Here is a 19,583-nt window from a genome sequence, read left to right as displayed (position 1 = left end):
GCTTCACTTAGCGCCTTTTTTCTTGGGCAACACGGCCTTCACAGGCGTCGTGAAATCAGCCGGAGCCAGATGCTCATGCCCATGAGCCAAGCGGGTCGCCACAGGCACTAAATGCAGATGGCCATGGCTGACTCCGGGCTGCGCCATCACCGTCTGGGCGAAGGCCTGCACTTGGTCACTGCGCCCTCGCAAAATGACGGTCTCAATGCAATGATCGTGATCGAGATGCGCGTGAGTGGTGGAGACGGTCAGCTCATGATGCTCATGCTGCATCTCTGTCAAACGCAGGGCCAATTGGCGCTGATGGTGGTCATAGAGATAACTCAACACAGCCACGCAAGGTCCATGCGGACGCCGCGCCAAATGCCGCTCGCCCAAGTCCTGGCGCAAAAGATCGCGGAAGGCCTCTGAACGGTTCTCATAGCCGTGTTCCTGCACCCAATGCTCGAAAGCATCGGCCAATTCATCATCCAGCGACATGGTCAGGCGTTTCATCACGATCCTCAAATTTTGCCGACGGCTCACCGTCATCCTATACGGCTCGGATGACGCAAGTTCATCTAGCGTTGGGCAACCGAAATTCAAGCCCCAGGAGGGCAGTACCCGGGATCAACGGCATGGCGTGCGCTCATCAAAAAACCAAACACCGCATAAGCATCTGCAATCTTCGTTCTTCACGAATCGAACTGCACACAGCAAACTGAGCCTGGACATGCCGCCTCTTTCAAGTTTTCCAGGCATTGGCACCGATAACTCAACTCGGATTCATGACTTCTATGCTGCCCAAGAAATTCTTCCGCAACACCGTCCTCGCTGCCGTTCTGGGCGCCAGCTCGGTCCTGGCCTTTGCCAGGGACATCACCCTGCTCAACGTCTCCTATGACCCAACCCGCGAGCTCTATCAGGAATACAACGCCGCCTTCTCCAAATACTGGAAAGCCAAAACCGGCGACAACGTCATCGTCAAAGCTTCGCATGGCGGCTCGGGCAAACAAGCCCGCTCGGTGATCGACGGCCTGGAGGCCGACGTCGTGACCCTGGCCCTGGCCTATGACATCGACGCCATCGCCACCGAAGGGGGCAAGTTGGTAAACGCAGATTGGCAAAAGAAGTTCAAAAATAACAGCACGCCCTACTCGTCCACCATCATCTTCCTGGTGCGCAAAGGCAACCCCAAGGGCATCCATGCCTGGACCGATTTGGTCAAACCAGGCGTGGGTGTGATCACCTCCAACCCGAAGACCTCCGGGGGCGCACGCTGGGCCTATCTGGCCGCCTACGGCGACGCACTGCTGCAACCCGGTGGGAGTGAGGCCAAGGCCAAGGACTACATTCGCAAGGTCTACACCAATGTGCCGGTGCTGGATTCCGGCGCTCGCGGTGCCACGGTCACCTTTGCTGAGCGCGGCATCGGTGATGTGCTGCTGGCCTGGGAGAACGAGGCCGGCCTGGTGCTGAAGGAGTTCGGTGCCGGGAAGTTCGATGTGGTGTACCCACCTTCCAGCATCTTGGCTGAACCGCCGGTGGCTGTGGTGGACAAGGTGGTCGACAAGCGCGGCACCCGCGAAATCGCTCAGGCTTATCTGGAGTATCTGTACTCACCCGAAGGTCAGGACATCGCCGGCAAAAACTTCTACCGCCCGGCCGACCCCAAGACTCAGGCCAAGTACGCCAAGCAATTTCCAAGTCTCAAGCTGTTCAACATCAACGACGTGTTCGGCGGCTGGACCAAGGCGCAGAAAACCCACTTCGCCGACGGTGGCGTGTTTGACCAAATCTACAGCAAGAAGTGAGCACCGCCCGGCAATGGCAATGGCTGACTGATTCAGGAGGATCAGCATGCGCATCCTGCGACCCAGCACGCGCGGGTTCGCAAGGGATGGTCATGGCGGGCGTTTGCTAGGTTTGGGGATCGGCTGCCGAAAACAGCTGATTCACGCCCACGGCAACGGCGGCGCCCAGCAGTTGGGCGACAACAAAGCCCGGGGCGCTCGACGGCGCAATCCCGGCAAAGCTGTCGCTGAGCATGCGGCCGAACACGGCAGCGGGGTTGGCAAACGAGGTAGACGCCGTGAACCAGTACGCCGCACCGATGTAGGCCGCGACCATGGCTGCCACGCGGGAGCTGGGTGCGCGCAGGATCACCAGCAAGAGCCCGAACGTGGCGACGGCCTCCGCGATCCACTGCCCGCGGCCCCCACGCAGCTTGGTGGAGAACTGCAGAATACTCATATCGAACATTGCATGCGCCAACCAAGCGCCCAGCATGGCACCGAGCAACTGCGCGCCAATATAGGGCAGCAAAGCGGCCGCCGGCAACTCGCCACGCCAGGCCATGACAGCGCTGACCGCCGGGTTGAAATGCGCGCCGCTGATAGGCCCAAAGACCTCGATCAAGATGTACAGGCCACCAACGGTCGCCAAGGTGTTGGCGAGCAGCGCGATGGCGACATTGCCGCCAGACAGGCGCTCGGCCATGACGCCGGAGCCGATCACGACGGCCAGCAACAGCGCAGTGCCCAGCGTCTCAGCCAGGAGCTTTTGAGAGGTACTCGTTTTCATGATCAAAGGCGGCGTCTCAAGTCTTTGCGATGGCATTCAGGGCGGCCAGCAGCTCCGCTTTACTCAGTTGCTCCAAGGGCAGTTGCAGCAATTGGAGCATTCGGTAGCCCAGAGCCTGGCGTGTGAGCTCAAAAGCGCGGCGCTTGCCTTCATCGCCCCCCTCTGCGTTGGACGGGTCCGGATAGCCCCAGTGCACTTTTACCGGCGGGCCATCATCAGAGCTTGCGCCGAAGAAGACAGGGCACTGCTCTGCGGCAGCGCTGTCGCACACGGTAATGACGATAGACAGCGGAGGCGCTTCCGGTGTGGTGAATTCATCCCAACTCTTGCTGCGGTAGCCACTGATGTCGACACCGGCATTGGTCAAAGCTTCGAGCGCGAAGGGGTTCAGGCGACCACTGGGCGCGCTGCCGGCGCTGTGGGCCTTCACGTCCTTACCTAGCTTTGCAGCGAGGTGATTCAACATACCCTCAGAGAGCACGCTACGTGCGGAATTGTGGGTGCAGAGGATGAGTACGTGGGTCGTCATGGTGACAGGCAGGATGGATGTCGAAAAACTCTCAGGATTGCTTCAGGGCGGGCTTGGGTATCAGCAGGCGCAGGCCGTGGACGGCGTGGACGGCGTGGACAGGCAGGCCTCGCCCTTGCAGCAGTTTTCCGTGAGATAAGCCAGCAATTCGTTCATGTGATCGAAGGATGCGCGGTACACCACGTTACGGCTGATGCGCTCCTGCGTCACAAGGCCGGCGTTGCTCAGCTCCTTCAGATGGAAGGAAAGGGTCGCTGCCGGCAACTCCAGCGCTTCCCCGATTGCGCCTGGCGTCAGGCCTTGTTGGCCAGCAACGACCAGCAGACGAAACACCTTGAGCCGGTGCGCTTGCGCCAGGGCTGCGAGGGAACGGACAATTTGCTTAACTTCCATAATTCAATGATTCTATGATTCTATGAAATTGGAATTATGGATGCAACACAAAAATCTGCTCACATTTTGATCCCGCCCTTTTCTGAAGCTCCGTACCGCAAAGGACCTGCCGTGCCCGACGCTACGGCAACAAAGAAAGTACGCAATAAGGGCTGGACACGGGCCCGGTGCCGGCGGCAAGCTTCCAAGTGGAGAAGTTACCCGTTGGATCTGCTCGCGCCCAGTGGCATTGAACAGCCGAATCGATAGAATCAAACCGCGCCCAACCTGGGCCAATTCAAAGGACTGAGGCGTGACCACATTGTTGAATGCCTTGAAGGTGCTTACCCTGTGCGGCACGCTGGCGCTGCCCGCAGTTGCGGCCGCAACTGCCGTGGTGACCGGGTTTGAGCCCATCGTCACCTACTCTATCTTTCCGCCATTGAAGGCAAACGGGACTGCCGACGACGCGCTGGCGACCGGCCAAGTGAAACGGGGCTATTTCCCCATGGCAGAGCGGGCCAGCAAGCCCTGGCGTATTGCCTTTTTGTTCCCCCATATCAAGGACCCGTACTGGGTAGGCTGCAATTACGGCGTCATCACCGAGGCGAAACGCCTTGGCGTAGCGGCCACGATTTTTGTGGCTGACGGCTATGACGATGTCAAAGGCCAATTGCGCAAAATGGCGGCAATTACTGGCGACAAGTTTGATGCCATCGTCCTGTCGCCCATCGATTTGACGGCCAACAATCCGTCCATTGCATGGGCGCGATCACAGGGCATCCCGGTATTTGAACTGGCGAACGACAGCACCAGCGACGATTTGACCGTCAAAGTCACCACCTCGCTGAAAGGAATGGGCGAAGAGGCCGCACGTTGGATGATTCACGACGCGCTACGGCGCGGACTGAAAACGGTCAATGTTGCCCTGCTACCAGGTCCGCGAGGTGCTGGCTGGGTCAGTGGCGAGGTAAACGGCACCCGAGAAGTGGTCAGCAAGGCGCCGCTCACCATCAATATCGTTGATGTGAAATATGGCGACAGTGACCGCCATGTACAGGGGCAACTTGCCAGGCAAGTATTGCGCGAGCATGGGAAATCGCTCGACTACATCATTGGTTGTACCGGTTGCGCCCCGCCTGCCAGCGCCGAAATCAGGGAGGCCAAGCTTCAAAAACAGGTCAAGGTCATTGCCTATGACCTGACTCGCGAAATTGCTGGACTGATCCAGCAGGGGCATATTGCTGCGTCGGTCGACACAAAGGCGGTCAGCCAGGCCAGAGTGGTGACCGATTCAGTGGTCAATTACTTGGAAGGACGCACCGCAAACGCGCCCCACACCATTTTGATCAAGCTGGGGCTGGTCGATGAAAGCAACTACGCCACTTACAAGTTCGACACCTCCATCGCACCGGATGACTTTGTGCCGGTGTTCTCCCAACCCCCGGTCGAAGAAAAATAGGCGCACGAGAAGGGTGCCGTTAAGCAGCGGCACCTGCATTCGATGCACTTGGCGCTGAAACAGTGCAGCCCCCACACTCGTGATCAGGCTATTCGCTGCCCGCCACAGCCCGCCACAGCCCACAATCGCTCGCAACAATCCGCTCAAACGTCTTGCCCAAGGTGTTCCCCAAGGCCACGCTCATGCCAGTCTACAAAGTCAACGAAGCTTCCGCCGAGCGCTCAGAGTACTACCTGTCACCGGAGAAGCTGCTGTCAGGCAATCCGAAACAGACTCTCTGGATGCAATACACGGATCCCACGAAAAAGTTCGTCACCGGCGTCTGGCACAGCGAGGTCGGCAAGTGGAAAATCCAGTACACGGAAGAGGAGTACTGCCATATGCTTGATGGGATAAGCATCATCACGGACGCCTCGGGCTGCGCAATCACCGTCTCAGCCGGCGAGAGCTTTGTGGTGCCGCGCGGCTTTGTGGGCACTTGGGAAGTCATCACACCCAGCAAGAAGACCTTCGTGATCTATGAGCCTGGAAACTGAGTTTGCTGTCGCGCAGAGTTGGGTGTGAGGCAGGCGCCCATGCGGCGAGCGATCTCTTCAACTCATTGATGATGCCCCATGCATCAGATGGCGGTGGATACGACACCCAAGGATGAATTCAATGAAGATCACCGTGGAAACCACAGTCAATGCGCCCATCGCCAAGGTTTGGAGCGCATACACAAGCCCGGAAGACATCGTGCAGTGGAACTCTGCGTCAGAGGACTGGCACACAACCCTGTCCACGGTCGACTTACGTGTTGGCGGGGCATTTACCTCGCGCATGGAGGCCAAAGACGGGAGCTTTGGCTTTGATTTTTCTGGAACGTATACAAAGGTCGTTCCGAACGCGCTCATTGAGTACTCGTTTGGCGATCGCACGGGTGTGGTGGAGTTCAATCCGGCAGCCGGCGGTGTCACGGTTCGCGTCACGTTTGACGCCGAGCACGAGCATCCTGTTGCGCACCAGCGCAATGGCTGGCAAGCCATTCTGAATAATTTTGCAAAACATGTTGAAGGGCAGCATTAGGCCTGAACAGAGCACGTGCTGCGCCCGTGCATCACGGTGCCGCTCAACTTCGGCCTTAGGTCACAAATAGGCCGACATCTGCGATGGGCCGTTTCATCGGCAATTCAACCTTGCACAGGACGGCCGGGCGGCACCGGTTCATCGCCCATGCTCTAATGAACCGATTGCCAGTGAGGTGTGCATGACGACCTTCAAAACCAGCCGCCATATTGCAGCAACCCCATCGGCTATTTTTGCCGCATTCAGGGATCCCGAGCGCTTGGCGAGGTGGTGGGGTCCGGATGGATTCACCAACCAATTCAAGGCCTTTGAGTTCCAGCCGGGCGGCAAGTGGGTCTTCGACATGGTCGGACCGGACGGAACGATTTATCCGAATGAATCGGTCTTCACGCGCATTGAGCCTGATCGTCAAGTCACGATTGAGCACCTCTGCCCGCCTCACTTCAGCCTCACGATTGGCCTTGAACCGGCACCTGAGGGCACCCTTCTGCAGTGGACGCAAACGTTCATCGACGCATCGGTGGCGAGCGCCATTCGCCACATTGTTGAGCCGGCCAATGAGCAGAATATCAATCGATTGAGCCAAGAGGTGGCGTAGCGCATGCCCGCCGCACCCAGCGCTTAGGTTAGGTCTTTTGAATTCAGACCGAAGAACTTATCAGTACACGGCGCCTATTAGAGCGAGAACAGTGTTGGCGCCGCCTCTGAATTAAGCCACCAAGCCGACTTTTAGCAAGGTCAGGACTTCTCGGCGCCTGGGCGTAAGGTCATCAAGCGCAGATTCAAGGAGCGCAAGTTCCTGTGTGGCGTTTACCAATTGTTCCGGCGTGAAGTCTGCTTGAGGCTGCTCTTCAAGTTCTTCCAGATCTGCAACGGTGTCAAAGGACACCACTTGTGCACGGCGTGCACGATCCACTAGAAGATTTCGAGCGCACTGAAATACGAAGGCAGGCGTCGACAGCGGAAGGCCATCTCGTTTTACCGCCTCGAACACGCGCACGTAGATTTCCTGCCTCATATCGGGCAGATCATCTGGGTGCCGCCAGTGGCGCTTCAGCAGGCGCATGAGCGCAGGCTCAAGAGGCATCACCTCGGCGCTAAACCACTCTCTAGTCACGACGGCTGCAAGAGGCCGGCAGGGCAACGCCGCTTGGCAGTCTGGGTCGGGAGTATTCAGAGGGTTCACACAAGGATATGACGAACGTCCGCATCAAAACCTGTATTTTGCTCTGATTCGCACCACTTCGGTGCAAGTCAACTAGGTTCGACGGCGCGTTGTTCGCTTGAAGCCTCCCAACCAGGCGAGGCTAGGTGCAAGAAAGCGGAAGTGCCGTAGTGAACTTGACCAGTCAAGCGGGGTTGAATGTCTGCTGCACGATGTACTGAACTCGCGCTATCGCTGCTCAATTGACTTTGAGGTCGGCTGCATTCAGGATCAAGTTCGCGCGAGCTTTCGCGCCTCGTCGTCCTGGGGGCAGATCACACGGGCTACGGATGGGCCATTTTGGGGCCACAAAGCAAGACGCCAACCTCATGGCTGGCGTCTTGACAAGGCAAGTAATTGATTTACTTGCGATTTTTTGGTTGCGGGGGCCGGATTTGAACCAACGACCTTCGGGTTATGAGCCCGACGAGCTACCAGACTGCTCCACCCCGCGACTGATCGGGTGTTCCGGTCGATTTCGTCACATCGAACTCGGAAGAAAAGAGGCCATCGAGAGGGATGACAACTTTTAAAAACTTTGGTTGCGGGGGCAGGATTTGAACCTACGACCTTTGGGTTATGAGCCCAACGAGCTACCAGACTGCTCCACCCCGCGACTGAAGCTAGCAGTATAGCGCACTTTCATGACTTTCGTTAGATACCGGCGGCTTTTAATGAAGATAGGAACTGTTCTGGACCTTGAAAGCCAATGACGCGCTGCGCCGGGAGCTCTTGGCCTTGTGCATCGAAGAACACGGTGCCGGGCGGGCCAAACAGTTTGAATCGTTTGAGCAGGGCGCGATCGGCAAGGCTGTTGTCGGTGACGTCAACCTTGAGCAGCAAGGCGCCGTGTAGGCGTTGGCGCACGGTGGGGTCGCTGAAGGTGAAACGCTCCATCTCTTTGCACGACACGCACCAATCTGCATAGAAGTCGAGCAGAACAGGCTTGCCGGCGGATGCGAGCGCGGCGTCCAGTTCGGCCAGGTTGTGCACCCGCTGAAACTGCAAGGCGCCGTCATCAGCCTTGCCGGCATTGCCTTCAGCGGACAAAGTCTTGGCTTGGGCATGGGCAAGGCCTGCCAAAGGTTTGAGTGGATCAGTGCCCCCGCTGGCCGCGCCCACCAATTGAAGCAAGCCAAAGACAAAAGACACCACGGCCGCAGTCTTGCGCAGCCAGGTGCGGGGCCGGTGAATGGCATGGGCCGGCTGAAACAGGCCAAGCATCGCAGAAGCACCGATCAACAGCGCACCCCACAAGGCCTGGGCGACACCTTCCGGCAAGATGGGTTGTACGGTCCACAGGGCAACGGCGAGCAACAACATGCCGAAGAAGTGCTTGACCTCGTCCATCCAGGCACCGGCCCGCGGCAACAAGCTACCGGCCGAGGCGCCGAGCAACAAGAGAGGCACACTCATGCCGCAAGCCAAGGCAAAGAGCGCGCTGCCCCCCAACATCACGTCGCGGGTTTGGCTCAGGTAGAGCAAGGCACCTGCCAACGGCGCTGCAACGCAGGGGCTGACGATCAAGGCCGAAACACCGCCCATGGCGAAAACACCCACAAAACGCCCGGCTGGCAGACGCTGGGAGGCTTGCGACAAGCCCCCCGACAACCCACTGGGGAGTTGCAACTCATACGCGCCAAACATCGACAACGAAAAGGCCACCAAGGCCAAGGCGAAGGCACTCAGCACCCAAGGCTTTTGCAAGGTTGCCGCCAAACCTTCACCGGCCAAACCGGCTGCAACGCCCAAGGCGGTGTAGATCAGCGCCATGCCGAGGGAGTAGCTCACAGCAAGCAAGAGACCCCGGCGACGGCTGCTCTTGCCCTCGGCGCTGCCGACGATGATCGACGACAAGATGGGCAGCATGGGCAGCACACAAGGCGTCAGAGACAGCAGCAGGCCTGCGACAAAAAATACGCCCACTACGCTCCAGAAGTGCCCCGATTGCAAGGCTGCGTCCAAGCGCCCTGTCTCTGTGACCGGTGAAGCCGCCAGAATCGACCCAGCGGGCAAAGTGGAGAGCGACTTCTCAGCGGGCGTTGCAGCAAGAGGGTCCAGCGCGTCGATGCGTTGGATCTGTCCGTCGCCACCAAAATCAGCCAGGCTCAGCTCGAAATTGGCTGTCATCGGCGGATAGCACAAGCCTTTGTCCGCGCAGCCCTGGCCGCTGACAGTCAATTTGAACTTGCCATCGGCTTGGCTCACCACGATGGGCACCCGAAGCGCGTCGCGGTAGATTTCTACAGTTTTCTGAAAAGTTTCGTCGAACTTGGACTTGCCAGCGGGGATTTGAATCTCGCCCAGCGTGGCGCCGCTCGCCTGCGCCTTGAATTGCTCCCGGTACATGTAGTAGCCGGGCGCAATGTCAAAGGTGACCAGAACCTGGTGTCCATCCAGCGCCTGAACGTGGAGCTTGAAGGCTTGCTCCGGCTCAAGAAAGTCGTCTGCCCGGGCCCCAGAGAAATAGCCCAATACGCCGACCAAGCCCAGCACGATCCAGAAAACTAGGCGGTTGAATGTAGGTGTACGAGTCATGAATTCAGGAGAGAAATGGGGCCGATATAGGCGCGCGTCAACTCGAAAAGCAGGCGGGCGCGGTTGTCGTTCGGCCAGGATAGCGCAGCGTCAACACAGGGTGCATCTTCCACCACCGAGATGACCTTGTCTGTTGCAAGACCGGGGCAGACCTGCCATCAAACAAAATACAAACAAAAAAAGGCCAGCTGAGCAGCTGGCCTTTTCAAATCAGTACCCCTGCAAGTCCTTGCGCACGTGGCTGCAAGAATTTGCGGGAGACCCCAAACAAATTATTCTGCGGCTTCGCCAGCAGTTTCGCCTTCAGCGCGATCCACCAGCTCAACATAGGCCATCGGTGCATTGTCGCCAACGCGGAAGCCCATCTTCAAGATACGGGTATAGCCGCCCGGACGGGCAGCGAAACGCGGGCCCAGTTCGTTGAACAGCTTGGTGACCATATCGCGATCACGCAGGCGGTCAAAAGCCAGACGGCGATTGGCCAGTGTGGGCACTTTGGCCAAGGTGATCAGAGGCTCAACCACGCGGCGCAGTTCCTTGGCCTTGGGGACCGTGGTCTTGATGGCTTCGTGCTGCAGCAGCGAGTTGCACATATTGCGCAACATGGCTTTGCGGTGTTCGCTGGTGCGGTTGAGTTTACGGAGGCCGTTACGATGACGCATGGTGCTAGTCCTTTCTAGATTAATCCCAGCAGCCGTATCAGGTACTGCCCGGGGGCACCGGGTGGTTTGACCCACCCACTTTCAAAAATTTTGTCTTCTCCCGCATCGCCCGTGAACCCGGCATTGCCGGGCGACTGAGTGCAACCCTTTAAAGGGTCGGCGCACAGCGCCTACGGAGGTGAAGTCAATCAGCGCTTGTCCAGACCTTGCGGGGGCCAGTTTTCCAGGCGGGCGCCCAGAGTCAGGCCGCGCGAAGCCAGCACTTCCTTGATTTCGTTGAGCGACTTGCGACCCAGATTGGGGGTCTTCAGCAGCTCGGTCTCGGTGCGCTGGATCAGATCGCCGATGTAGTAGATGTTCTCGGCCTTCAGGCAGTTGGCCGAACGAACGGTCAACTCGAGCTCGTCCACAGGGCGCAGCAAGATCGGATCGAAGCTGCTGGAACGCTGGGCCGGCTGGTCGAAGATGTCGCCCACGTCGGTGCCTTGCAGCTGCGCGAAGACGGCGAGTTGTTCAACCAAGATCTTGGCCGAAGCACGGATCGCTTCCTCGGGCGAGATGGCACCGTTGGTTTCGATTTCCATGACCAGCTTGTCCAGGTCGGTACGCTGCTCAACGCGGGCGTTCTCGACGGCATAGCTGACGCGGCGCACGGGCGAGAAAGACGCGTCCAGAACGATGCGGCCGATCGACTTGGTCGGCTCATCGCCATAGCGGCGCATCGTGCCGGGCACATAGCCACGACCCTTTTCAACCTTGATTTGCATGTCAAGCTTGCCGCCTTGCGACAGATGGGCGATGACGTGCTCAGGGTTGATGATCTCGACGTCATGCGGCGTCTGGATATCGGCTGCCGTCACCGGGCCTTCACCTTCCTTGCGCAGAACCAGGGTCACTTCTTCACGGTTGTGCAGACGGAACACCACGCCCTTGAGGTTCAACATGATGTGAACCACGTCTTCTTGCACGCCGTCGATAGCCGAGTACTCGTGCAGAACGCCAGCGATGGTCACTTCCGTCGGCGCATAACCCACCATCGAAGACAGCAGCACACGGCGCAGAGCATTGCCCAGCGTGTGGCCATAGCCGCGTTCGAACGGTTCCAGCGTGACCTTCGCGCGATGACCGCCGAGGGGCTCCACATTGATGGATTTGGGTTTGAGCAGATTTGTTTGCATGAGGTCTTTCTTTCAATACCCTCGGTTCGTTACACCGATAAGGCTGAGGGACCAACCGGGCAAAGCCAAGGTAGGCCCAGCCCAGACGAGGGAACGCCGACAGGCCCTTGGCGGGCGCTGCCGGCAACAGCGAAACGATTAACGCGAGTACAACTCAACGATCAGCGATTCGTTGATCTCAGCGCCGAACTCATCACGGTCAGGCGCCTTCTTGAACACACCTTCCAGCTTGGTGGCGTCAACCGTCACCCAGGCAGGCAGGCCGATGGACTCGGCCAACTTCAGCGCGTCGATGATGCGCAGCTGCTTCTTGGCCTTTTCGCGCACAGCGACGATGTCGCCGGCTTTGACCAGGTAAGAAGCGATGTTCACGACTTCACCGTTCACGGTGATGCCCTTGTGCGAAACCAGTTGACGTGCTTCGGCGCGTGTCGAGCCAAAGCCCATGCGATACACGACGTTGTCGAGGCGCGACTCCAGCAGGGTCAGCAGGTTGGTGCCGGTCGAACCCTTGCGGCGCTCGGCTTCGGCGAAATAGCGGCGGAACTGACGCTCCAGCACACCGTACATGCGCTTGACCTTCTGCTTTTCACGCAGTTGCAGGCCGAAGTCGGAGGTGCGCTGGCCCGAAGTGCGGCCATGTTGGCCAGGCTTGGAGTCGAACTTGGCCTTGTCGCTGATGGGGCGGCGTGCGCTCTTCAGGAACAGGTCGGTGCCTTCACGGCGGGAAAGTTTGGCCTTGGGGCCGAGGTAACGTGCCACTTTGCGTGTCCTTAATCAATCTGACGTGCATCACGCCGGCCACGAAGCCAGGCAACACACGCGAGTCTGGCCAGTGTTTTTATCGGCTCAGACGGTGGTCTTCAAAATACTTGGTTTGCCCCATCAAGACTTTGCCAAGGCAAGGTCTTGGGCAAAAACCAATACGACAAACTTACGGAAAAACTTCAACGAAACGGCCGGCGTGGCACTTGCGTGCCCGCCGGCGCGGGGAAACGTCGATTATCGCATCTTCCGCATCAAAGGGGAATACCCTTAGATACGACGACGCTTTTGCGGACGGCAGCCGTTGTGCGGCACGGGCGTCACGTCAGAGATCGAATTGATCCGAATACCCAGGGCGCCCAAAGCGCGCACTGAGGACTCACGACCAGGACCTGGGCCCTTGATCTTGACATCCAGATTCTTGATGCCTTGATCTTGAGCCGCACGGCCAGCGACCTCAGCAGCGACTTGGGCTGCGAAAGGCGTCGACTTGCGCGAGCCCTTGAAGCCTTGTCCACCGCTGGAAGCCCAGGACAGTGCGCCGCCTTGGCGGTCGGTGATCGTGATGATCGTGTTATTGAACGACGCGTGAACGTGTGCAATGCCATCGGCGACGTTCTTGCGAACCTTCTTGCGAACGCGCTGCGCAGCCGAGTTATTGGGTGCTTTTGCCATCTTGACCTTCTTTCAATGCTTAGCGCAGATCACTTCTTGCCCGTAGCGGCCGACTTGCGAGGGCCCTTACGAGTGCGAGCGTTCGTGCGGGTGCGCTGACCGCGCATCGGCAGACCGCGGCGATGACGGAAACCGCGGTAGCAACCGAGGTCCATCAAACGCTTGATGTTGATCGACATTTCGCGGCGAAGATCGCCCTCGATGGTCATGCGGCCCACTTCGTCACGGATCTTTTCCAGATCAGCGTCGGTGAGGTCTTTGACCTTCTTGTCGAAAGGAATGCCGCAAGTCGTGCAGATCTTCTGAGCGGTCGTACGGCCGATGCCGTAGATCGAAGTCAGACCAATCTCAGTGTGCTTTTGCGGCGGAATATTAATACCAGCAATACGTGCCATTTGCGTCCTCTAATTCGCTCGTTAATGCAGCAATCAGCCCTGACGCTGTTTGTGGCGCGGATCGGTACAGATCACACGCACCACGCCCTTGCGACGGATGACTTTGCAATTGCGGCACATCGGCTTGACGGATGCCGAAACTTTCATAGTCTGCTCCTTGACCTACTCAAAAGCGCTCTCAGCGCGAAACCCGGGGAAAAGAAAAGCTCACTTCGCCCGGAACACGATGCGAGCACGACTTAAATCGTACGGGGTTAATTCCACGGTGACTTTGTCACCAGGCAGAATGCGGATGTAGTGCATACGCATCTTGCCCGAGATGTGACCGAGAACCACGTGCCCGTTCTCCAGCTTCACACGAAACGTGGCATTAGGAAGATTCTCAAGAATCTCGCCTTGCATCTGAATGACGTCGTCTTTCGCCATGCCTTCGTTTCTGTTCTGATGGAAATTGGTTAAACGTTGACTCAGCTTTTCAGCTGGCCTTGAAATTCGACTTTTTCAGCAGCGACTCGTACTGCTGGCTCATCACGTAAGACTGCACTTGAGCCCAGAAGTCCATGGTGACCACAACAATGATCAACAAGGAGGTGCCGCCAAAATAGAAGGGCACGTTGTACTTCAAGGTCAAGAACTCTGGCAACAAGCACACACCGGTGATGTAGATGGCGCCAGCCAAGGTCAAACGGGACAAGATCTTGTCAATATGCTTTGCGGTCTGCTCACCCGGGCGAATGCCCGGAATGAACGCACCACTCTTCTTCAGGTTGTCTGCGGTCTCGCGGCTATTGAAAACAAGCGCCGTGTAGAAGAAGCAGAAGAACACAATGGCTGATGCATACAGCAGCACATAAATGGGCTGACCGGGATGCAACATATCCGCAATATTCTTCAACCAGCGCATGCTGTCACCGGTTGCAAACCAACTCACCATGGTGGTTGGCAGCAAGATGATAGACGACGCGAAGATCGGTGGAATCACGCCCGACATATTGAGCTTGAGCGGCAGGTGCGAGCTTTGACCCCCATAGACCTTGTTTCCCACCTGGCGCTTGGCATAGTTCACCAAGATCTTGCGCTGACCGCGCTCGACGAACACCACCAGATACGTCACCGCCACCACAATGGCCACGATGAACAGTGAAGAAACAGGACCCATGGCGCCGGTTTGCACCAGACCCAGCAAACCACCAATCGCACCGGGCAAACCTGCAGCGATACCGCCGAAGATCAGGATCGAGATCCCGTTGCCCAAGCCACGCTCAGTAATTTGCTCGCCCAACCACATCAGGAACATGGTGCCAGCGACCAAGCTGGACACTGCCGTAAGGCGGAATCCAAACCCGGGGTTGATCACCAAACCTGCCGAACTCTCCAGCGCCAGAGCAATGCTCAGCGACTGAAAAATAGCCAGGCCCAATGTGCCGTAACGCGTGTACTGCGTGATCTTGCGACGCCCTGCTTCGCCTTCCTTCTTCAGCGCTTCCAAGGCCGGCACCACATACGTCATCAGCTGGATGACGATGGAGGCCGAAATGTAGGGCGTAATGCCCAGCGCGAAGACGGTAAAGCGCGACAACGCACCGCCCGAAAACATATTGAACAGGGACAGGATGCCACCTTCCTGACCCTTGAAGAACTGCTTCAGCTGGCCAGGATCGATACCGGGCACGGGGATATGAGCCCCGATGCGGTACACGACGAGCGCCAACAAAAGAAACACCAGGCGGCGACGCAAGTCGCCGAACTTGCCGCTCTTGGCCAGTTGGTTTGCGTTGGTAGCCACAGTTCCCTTGCCGTTCTATTTAGGCAACCGAGCCGCCAGCGGCTTCGATCGCAGCCTTGGCACCGGCCGTCGCAGACACGCCCTTCAGCGTGACCTTGCGGCTGATGGAGCCAGACAGAATGACCTTGGCATTGCGAGCCAGCTCGGGCACCAGGCCGACAGCCTTCAGTGTCAACAGATCGATCTCGTCGCCGGCCAAAGCCTGCAGGTCGTCGAGGTTGATCTCAGCGTTGAACTTCAGAGTCGTCGACTTGAAACCGCGCTTGGGCAGGCGACGCTGCAAAGGCATTTGACCGCCTTCAAAGCCCACCTTGTGGTAGCCGCCAGCACGCGACTTTTGGCCCTTGTGACCACGGCCGGCGGTTTTACCCAAGCCGGAGCCGATGCCACGTCCAACACGACGCTTGCTGTGCTTGGCACCAGCTGCGGGCTGAATGGTATTGAGTTGCATCTTCTTGTCCTCTTTTCGTGATGGCGCTTACAGCACCTGCACGAGGTAGGCGATCTTGTTGATCATGCCGCGAACCGCAGGCGTGTCTTCCAACACGCTGGTGCTGTTCAGCTTGCGCAAGCCGAGGCCAACCACCGTGGCACGGTGCGAAGCACGGGTGCCGATGGGGCTGCGAACCAGCTTGACGGTTACAGTTTTCTTGTCAGACATGTGTCTCTCCAGTACAGCCGGATCAGCCGAGAATTTCTTCGACCGACTTGCCGCGCTTGGCAGCAACTTCCGAAGCCGTCGTGGAACGCTTCAGAGCGTCCAGTGTGGCACGCACCAAGTTGTAAGGGTTGGTCGAACCGTGGCTCTTGGTCACGATGTCGGTCACGCCCATGACTTCGAAGACTGCGCGCATTGGGCCACCGGCGATGACGCCAGTACCAGCCGAAGCGGGCACCATCATCACGTGGGAAGCACCGTGCTCGCCCACCACGTTGTGGTGGATCGAACCATTGCGCAGATCAACTTTGATCATGTTGCGACGAGCCGATTCCATGGCCTTTTGCACGGCGACAGGAACTTCCTTCGCCTTGCCTTTGCCCATGCCGATACGACCTGCGCCATCACCGACCACCGTCAGCGCTGCGAAAGACAGCGTGCGGCCGCCCTTCACAACTTTGGTGACGCGGTTGATCGCGATCATCTTTTCCTTCAGGCCGTCGTCATTGCCTTCGGTCTGAACGCGGGGTTGAAACTTTGCCATTTCGAATTCCTTTGTGCGTCAGAACTGCAGACCGGCTTCGCGGGCTGCTTCGGCCAGGGCCTTGATACGGCCGTGGTAGGCGAAGCCTGCGCGGTCGAAAGCAACCTTCTCGACGCCAGCAGCCTTCGCCTTTTCGGCGATGCGCTTGCCAATCAGTGTCGCAGCAGCGACGTTGCCGCCCTTGCCGGAACCACCGAGTTGCTCGCGGACAGCCTTTTCGGCCGTCGATGCGCTGGCCAACACACGGGTGCCATCGTCGGAAATGACGGCAGCATAGATGTGCAGGTTGGAGCGGAACACCGTCAAGCGCACAGCGCGCTGAACGGCGATACGAGCCCGGGTCTGACGTGAGCGACGGATGCGCTGTTCTTTTTTGGTCAACATTGCGCTGCTCCTTACTTCTTCTTGGTCTCTTTGAGAGAGACCTTTTCGTCAGAATAGCGGATGCCCTTGCCCTTGTAGGGCTCTGGCGGACGGAAGGCGCGCACTTCGGCGGCGATCTGACCGACCACTTGAGCGTCCGAGCCCTTGATCAGGATTTCGGTCTGGGTCGGGCACTCAACCTTGATGCCAGCCGGCATGTCTTTCACCACAGGGTGAGAGAAACCGATTTGCAGGTTCAGCTTCTGGCCTTGAGCCTGGGCACGAAAGCCCACGCCAACCAGGTTCAGCTTGCGCTCGAAACCCTTGCTCACGCCGACGACCATATTGGCCACCAGTGCGCGCACCGTGCCGCTCATAGCATCAGCAGCGGTCGAATCATTCGTAGGGGCAAAGCTCAGCTTGCCGCCTTCGTTCTTGATCGACACCAGGCTGTTGGCTGGGCGAACCAGCGTGCCGAGCGAACCTTTGATGCTGATTTGCTCAGCAGTCACCGTAACGTCCACACCTTGCGGGATGGCGACCGGCATTTTTCCAACGCGGGACATTGTTATATCTCCTTGCGCTTAGGCGACGTAGCAGAGCACTTCGCCGCCGATGCCGGCTTGACGTGCTTTGCGGTCCGTCATCACACCTTGCGGCGTGGTGACAATCGCCACACCCAGGCCATTCATGACCTGAGGAATGTCGTGACGGCCCTTGTAGATGCGCAGGCCGGGACGGCTCACGCGCTCAATGCGCTCAATCACGGGCTTACCGCCGTAATACTTCAGCGAAATCTCCAGCTCTGGGCGAGCGGCTTCACCGCGCACTGCAAAGCTGTCGATGTAGCCTTCGTCCTTCAGGACTTTGGCGATCGCCACTTTCAACTTCGAGGACGGCATCACGACGCTGACCTTCTCAACGCTTTGGGCGTTGCGAATGCGGGTCAGCATGTCGGCGATAGGATCACTCATGCTCATTTGCGATTTCTCCTAATCGTGCCGATTACCAGCTGGCCTTGACGACACCAGGGATGTCGCCTTTGAAGGCCAGCTCACGAATCTTGTTACGGCCCAGGCCGAACTTGCGGAAGGTACCGCGGGGACGCCCAGTCAACGCGCAGCGGTTACGCTGACGAGTTGGGTAGGCATTGCGGGGCAGCTGTTGCAGCTCCAGACGAGCGGCATAACGCTCTTCGTCCGTCTTCTTGGCATCATTGGCGATGCCCTTCAGTTCCGCATACTTCTTTGCATACTTGGCCACCAGCGCGTCGCGCTTCAGCTCACGTTGCTTCAGGGATGTTTTTGCCACGGGTCACCTCAGTTCTTGAACGGGAACTTGAATGCTGCCAACAGGGCTTTGCACTCGTCGTCCGTCTTGGCGCTTGTGGTGATGCTGATATTCAGCCCACGCAACGCATCCACCTTGTCATAGTCGATCTCAGGGAAGATGATCTGTTCTTTGACGCCGATGTTGTAGTTGCCACGGCCATCGAACGAACGACCCGAGATACCGCGGAAGTCACGCACACGCGGCAAAGCGATGGTGACAAAACGATCCAGGAATTCGTACATCTGCACGCCGCGCAGAGTCACCATGCAGCCGATTGGCACGCCGTCACGAATCTTGAAGCCGGCAATTGCCTTCTTCGACTTCGTCACGACAGGCTTCTGGCCTGCGATCTTGGTCAGGTCGCTGACAGCGTGGTCCATGACCTTCTTGTCGGCGACGGCTTCGCTCACACCCATGTTCAGAGTGATCTTGGTGATGCGAGGCACTTCCATGACCGACGAGTAACCAAACTTCTCAGAGAGGCTTGGCACAACTTTTTCGCGATAAAACGCTTGCAAACGAGTCATGTCGAACCCCTTAAGCCTTGATCTCTTCGCCGGTCGACTTGAAAACGCGCACCTTCTTGCCATCGGCTGCGAGCTTGATGCCCACGCGATCGGCCTTGCCGGATGCAGCGTTAAAAATCGCCACGTTGGATTGATGGATAGGCATCGTCTTGTCAACAACACCGCCAGTCGTACCCTTCATGGGGTTCGGCTTGACATGCTTCTTGACGACATTCACGCCTTCCACAACGATGTGATCGGCATCAATGCGCTGCGCCACAGCGCCGCGCTTGCCCTTGTCGCGACCGGTCAAAACAATGACTTGGTCGCCTGTACGAATCTTGTTCATGGCTTACCTTTTACTGTGACCGAGCTCAGAGAACCTCAGGCGCCAGCGACACGATCTTCATGAAGCGCTCGGTACGCAGTTCACGCGTCACGGGGCCGAAGATGCGGGTGCCGATCGGCTCCAGCTTGGCATTCAGCAGCACGGCGGCATTGCCGTCGAACTTCACCAGCGAGCCGTCTTGACGACGAACACCCTTGGCGGTGCGAACGACCACAGCGCTGTAGACCTCACCCTTTTTCACTCGGGCACGAGGCGCAGCTTCTTTGATGCTGACCTTGATGATGTCGCCAATGCCAGCGTACCGACGCTTGGAACCACCAAGCACCTTGATACACATGACGGACTTGGCGCCAGTGTTGTCCGCGACGTCGAGTCGCGATTGCATTTGAATCATGTTATCCCCAACTTTTCCCAAATCATCTCTAGCCCCTGGTCATTCCGGGCGCTGCGGACTCATCGGTCAGTCTTGGGCCCGTTGACCAAACACAAGACTTGATTCACTTCCGTGAGAGTCCTGCGCTCAGCAGTTGAGGGCGGATCCGAGGCCATAACGCACCACCAGGTGCGCATTGCGTTCGGCGAAGCTTTAGATTGTGCACTGAACGCGCATGCGGCGTCAAGCACTTTCTGCAAATGTC

29 protein-coding genes and 2 tRNA genes are annotated in these 19,583 nt (G+C 58.1%); 5 read left to right on the top strand and 26 right to left on the bottom strand.

All coding sequences use genetic code 11. The annotated features are described in order from the left end of the window. Positions 1-3: 3 nt before the first annotated feature. On the bottom strand, positions 4-495 hold the full coding sequence (gene nikR / locus PRZ01_RS16595; protein WP_273597907.1) for a nickel-responsive transcriptional regulator NikR: 492 nt from the start codon (positions 493-495) through the stop codon (positions 4-6). A 281-nt stretch (positions 496-776) separates the two neighbouring features. Here nikR and PRZ01_RS16590 point away from each other — a divergent pair, with 281 nt between their 5' ends. Beyond that, on the top strand, positions 777-1,793 hold the full coding sequence (locus PRZ01_RS16590) for a sulfate ABC transporter substrate-binding protein (RefSeq protein ID WP_273597964.1): 1,017 nt from the start codon (positions 777-779) through the stop codon (positions 1,791-1,793). A gap of 106 nt (positions 1,794-1,899) precedes the next feature. Here the strand turns inward: PRZ01_RS16590 and PRZ01_RS16585 are convergent, their stop codons facing one another. Genes PRZ01_RS16585 through PRZ01_RS16575 form a run of 3 tightly spaced genes read right to left on the bottom strand, consistent with a single transcriptional unit; the run spans position 1,900 to position 3,484 of the window. Further along, positions 1,900-2,562, bottom strand: coding sequence for an aquaporin (locus PRZ01_RS16585; protein ID WP_273597906.1), 663 nt, complete (start codon positions 2,560-2,562; stop codon positions 1,900-1,902). A 16-nt stretch (positions 2,563-2,578) separates the two neighbouring features. Then, positions 2,579-3,091, bottom strand: a complete 513-nt coding sequence (locus PRZ01_RS16580) for an arsenate reductase ArsC (RefSeq protein WP_273597905.1) — start codon at positions 3,089-3,091, stop codon at positions 2,579-2,581. A gap of 60 nt (positions 3,092-3,151) precedes the next feature. Next, entirely contained in the window at positions 3,152-3,484 is a 333-nt protein-coding gene (locus PRZ01_RS16575) for an ArsR/SmtB family transcription factor (RefSeq protein WP_273597904.1), read from the bottom strand. A 304-nt stretch (positions 3,485-3,788) separates the two neighbouring features. Here PRZ01_RS16575 and torT point away from each other — a divergent pair, with 304 nt between their 5' ends. The 4 genes from torT to PRZ01_RS16555 all read left to right on the top strand — a co-directional run bounded on the left by torT (position 3,789) and on the right by PRZ01_RS16555 (position 6,588). Then, on the top strand, positions 3,789-4,925 hold the full coding sequence (gene torT / locus PRZ01_RS16570; RefSeq protein ID WP_273597903.1) for a TMAO reductase system periplasmic protein TorT: 1,137 nt from the start codon (positions 3,789-3,791) through the stop codon (positions 4,923-4,925). 182 nt (positions 4,926-5,107) lie between these two features. Continuing rightward, a complete protein-coding gene (locus tag PRZ01_RS16565; protein ID WP_273597902.1) occupies positions 5,108-5,461 on the top strand; it encodes a cupin domain-containing protein in 354 nt (117 codons plus the stop codon). Positions 5,462-5,582: 121 nt separating this feature from the next. Then, on the top strand, positions 5,583-5,990 hold the full coding sequence (locus PRZ01_RS16560) for an SRPBCC family protein (protein WP_273597901.1): 408 nt from the start codon (positions 5,583-5,585) through the stop codon (positions 5,988-5,990). Positions 5,991-6,171: 181 nt separating this feature from the next. Then, the gene (locus tag PRZ01_RS16555) at positions 6,172-6,588 is read left to right on the top strand and encodes an SRPBCC domain-containing protein (protein WP_273597900.1); all 417 of its coding nucleotides are present in this window, start codon (positions 6,172-6,174) and stop codon (positions 6,586-6,588) included. 111 nt (positions 6,589-6,699) lie between these two features. Here PRZ01_RS16555 and PRZ01_RS16550 read toward each other — a convergent pair whose 3' ends face one another. From PRZ01_RS16550 to rplN, 22 genes are all read right to left on the bottom strand, one after another. Next, a complete protein-coding gene (locus tag PRZ01_RS16550; protein ID WP_273597899.1) occupies positions 6,700-7,077 on the bottom strand; it encodes an RNA polymerase sigma factor in 378 nt (125 codons plus the stop codon). Positions 7,078-7,571: 494 nt separating this feature from the next. Beyond that, positions 7,572-7,648: transfer RNA gene (locus tag PRZ01_RS16545), tRNA-Met, on the bottom strand. An 85-nt stretch (positions 7,649-7,733) separates the two neighbouring features. After that, positions 7,734-7,810, bottom strand: a tRNA-Met gene (locus tag PRZ01_RS16540). A gap of 38 nt (positions 7,811-7,848) precedes the next feature. Next, positions 7,849-9,732 (bottom strand): protein-disulfide reductase DsbD, encoded by a 1,884-nt coding sequence (dsbD, locus tag PRZ01_RS16535; protein ID WP_273597898.1) that lies wholly within the window; start codon positions 9,730-9,732, stop codon positions 7,849-7,851. Positions 9,733-10,004: 272 nt separating this feature from the next. Continuing rightward, positions 10,005-10,394 (bottom strand): 50S ribosomal protein L17, encoded by a 390-nt coding sequence (rplQ, locus tag PRZ01_RS16530; RefSeq protein WP_273597897.1) that lies wholly within the window; start codon positions 10,392-10,394, stop codon positions 10,005-10,007. Between the two features lie 188 nt (positions 10,395-10,582). Beyond that, a complete protein-coding gene (locus tag PRZ01_RS16525) occupies positions 10,583-11,572 on the bottom strand; it encodes a DNA-directed RNA polymerase subunit alpha (protein ID WP_058721928.1) in 990 nt (329 codons plus the stop codon). A 138-nt stretch (positions 11,573-11,710) separates the two neighbouring features. Next, the gene (rpsD, locus tag PRZ01_RS16520) at positions 11,711-12,334 is read right to left on the bottom strand and encodes a 30S ribosomal protein S4 (RefSeq protein ID WP_273597896.1); all 624 of its coding nucleotides are present in this window, start codon (positions 12,332-12,334) and stop codon (positions 11,711-11,713) included. Positions 12,335-12,607: 273 nt separating this feature from the next. After that, the gene (gene rpsK, locus PRZ01_RS16515) at positions 12,608-13,012 is read right to left on the bottom strand and encodes a 30S ribosomal protein S11 (RefSeq protein WP_058721926.1); all 405 of its coding nucleotides are present in this window, start codon (positions 13,010-13,012) and stop codon (positions 12,608-12,610) included. A 29-nt stretch (positions 13,013-13,041) separates the two neighbouring features. Beyond that, positions 13,042-13,407 carry a 30S ribosomal protein S13 gene (gene rpsM / locus PRZ01_RS16510; protein WP_124448784.1) on the bottom strand — a complete coding sequence of 122 codons (366 nt, stop codon included), beginning with the start codon at positions 13,405-13,407 and terminating at the stop codon, positions 13,042-13,044. A gap of 33 nt (positions 13,408-13,440) precedes the next feature. Next, positions 13,441-13,554 carry a 50S ribosomal protein L36 gene (rpmJ, locus tag PRZ01_RS16505; protein ID WP_082680256.1) on the bottom strand — a complete coding sequence of 38 codons (114 nt, stop codon included), beginning with the start codon at positions 13,552-13,554 and terminating at the stop codon, positions 13,441-13,443. A 60-nt stretch (positions 13,555-13,614) separates the two neighbouring features. Beyond that, complete coding sequence (infA, locus tag PRZ01_RS16500) at positions 13,615-13,833, bottom strand: translation initiation factor IF-1 (protein ID WP_009855680.1); 219 nt, start codon at positions 13,831-13,833, stop codon at positions 13,615-13,617. 49 nt (positions 13,834-13,882) lie between these two features. Then, a complete protein-coding gene (gene secY / locus PRZ01_RS16495) occupies positions 13,883-15,193 on the bottom strand; it encodes a preprotein translocase subunit SecY (RefSeq protein ID WP_273597895.1) in 1,311 nt (436 codons plus the stop codon). Between the two features lie 19 nt (positions 15,194-15,212). Further along, entirely contained in the window at positions 15,213-15,644 is a 432-nt protein-coding gene (rplO, locus tag PRZ01_RS16490; protein ID WP_273597894.1) for a 50S ribosomal protein L15, read from the bottom strand. Positions 15,645-15,671: 27 nt separating this feature from the next. Continuing rightward, entirely contained in the window at positions 15,672-15,854 is a 183-nt protein-coding gene (gene rpmD, locus PRZ01_RS16485) for a 50S ribosomal protein L30 (RefSeq protein ID WP_102766033.1), read from the bottom strand. 22 nt (positions 15,855-15,876) lie between these two features. Further along, positions 15,877-16,395, bottom strand: coding sequence for a 30S ribosomal protein S5 (gene rpsE, locus PRZ01_RS16480; protein ID WP_273597893.1), 519 nt, complete (start codon positions 16,393-16,395; stop codon positions 15,877-15,879). 18 nt (positions 16,396-16,413) lie between these two features. Then, positions 16,414-16,779 carry a 50S ribosomal protein L18 gene (gene rplR, locus PRZ01_RS16475; protein ID WP_273597892.1) on the bottom strand — a complete coding sequence of 122 codons (366 nt, stop codon included), beginning with the start codon at positions 16,777-16,779 and terminating at the stop codon, positions 16,414-16,416. An 11-nt stretch (positions 16,780-16,790) separates the two neighbouring features. Continuing rightward, entirely contained in the window at positions 16,791-17,324 is a 534-nt protein-coding gene (gene rplF / locus PRZ01_RS16470; RefSeq protein WP_273597891.1) for a 50S ribosomal protein L6, read from the bottom strand. Positions 17,325-17,342: 18 nt separating this feature from the next. Then, positions 17,343-17,738, bottom strand: a complete 396-nt coding sequence (gene rpsH / locus PRZ01_RS16465; RefSeq protein WP_058721918.1) for a 30S ribosomal protein S8 — start codon at positions 17,736-17,738, stop codon at positions 17,343-17,345. Between the two features lie 25 nt (positions 17,739-17,763). Further along, positions 17,764-18,069, bottom strand: coding sequence for a 30S ribosomal protein S14 (rpsN, locus tag PRZ01_RS16460; protein WP_273597890.1), 306 nt, complete (start codon positions 18,067-18,069; stop codon positions 17,764-17,766). Between the two features lie 8 nt (positions 18,070-18,077). Next, positions 18,078-18,617, bottom strand: a complete 540-nt coding sequence (gene rplE, locus PRZ01_RS16455; protein ID WP_273597889.1) for a 50S ribosomal protein L5 — start codon at positions 18,615-18,617, stop codon at positions 18,078-18,080. A gap of 10 nt (positions 18,618-18,627) precedes the next feature. Further along, a complete protein-coding gene (rplX, locus tag PRZ01_RS16450; RefSeq protein WP_124448796.1) occupies positions 18,628-18,945 on the bottom strand; it encodes a 50S ribosomal protein L24 in 318 nt (105 codons plus the stop codon). A 25-nt stretch (positions 18,946-18,970) separates the two neighbouring features. Beyond that, on the bottom strand, positions 18,971-19,339 hold the full coding sequence (gene rplN, locus PRZ01_RS16445; RefSeq protein ID WP_058721914.1) for a 50S ribosomal protein L14: 369 nt from the start codon (positions 19,337-19,339) through the stop codon (positions 18,971-18,973). Positions 19,340-19,583 lie beyond the last annotated feature (244 nt).

The organism is Roseateles koreensis (genome assembly GCF_028595305.1).
GTDB lineage: Bacteria > Pseudomonadota > Gammaproteobacteria > Burkholderiales > Burkholderiaceae_C > Paucibacter_A > Paucibacter_A koreensis.
Note: the sequence above shows the minus strand (reverse complement) of the source record. Positions and strands in the feature narration are given on the sequence as shown.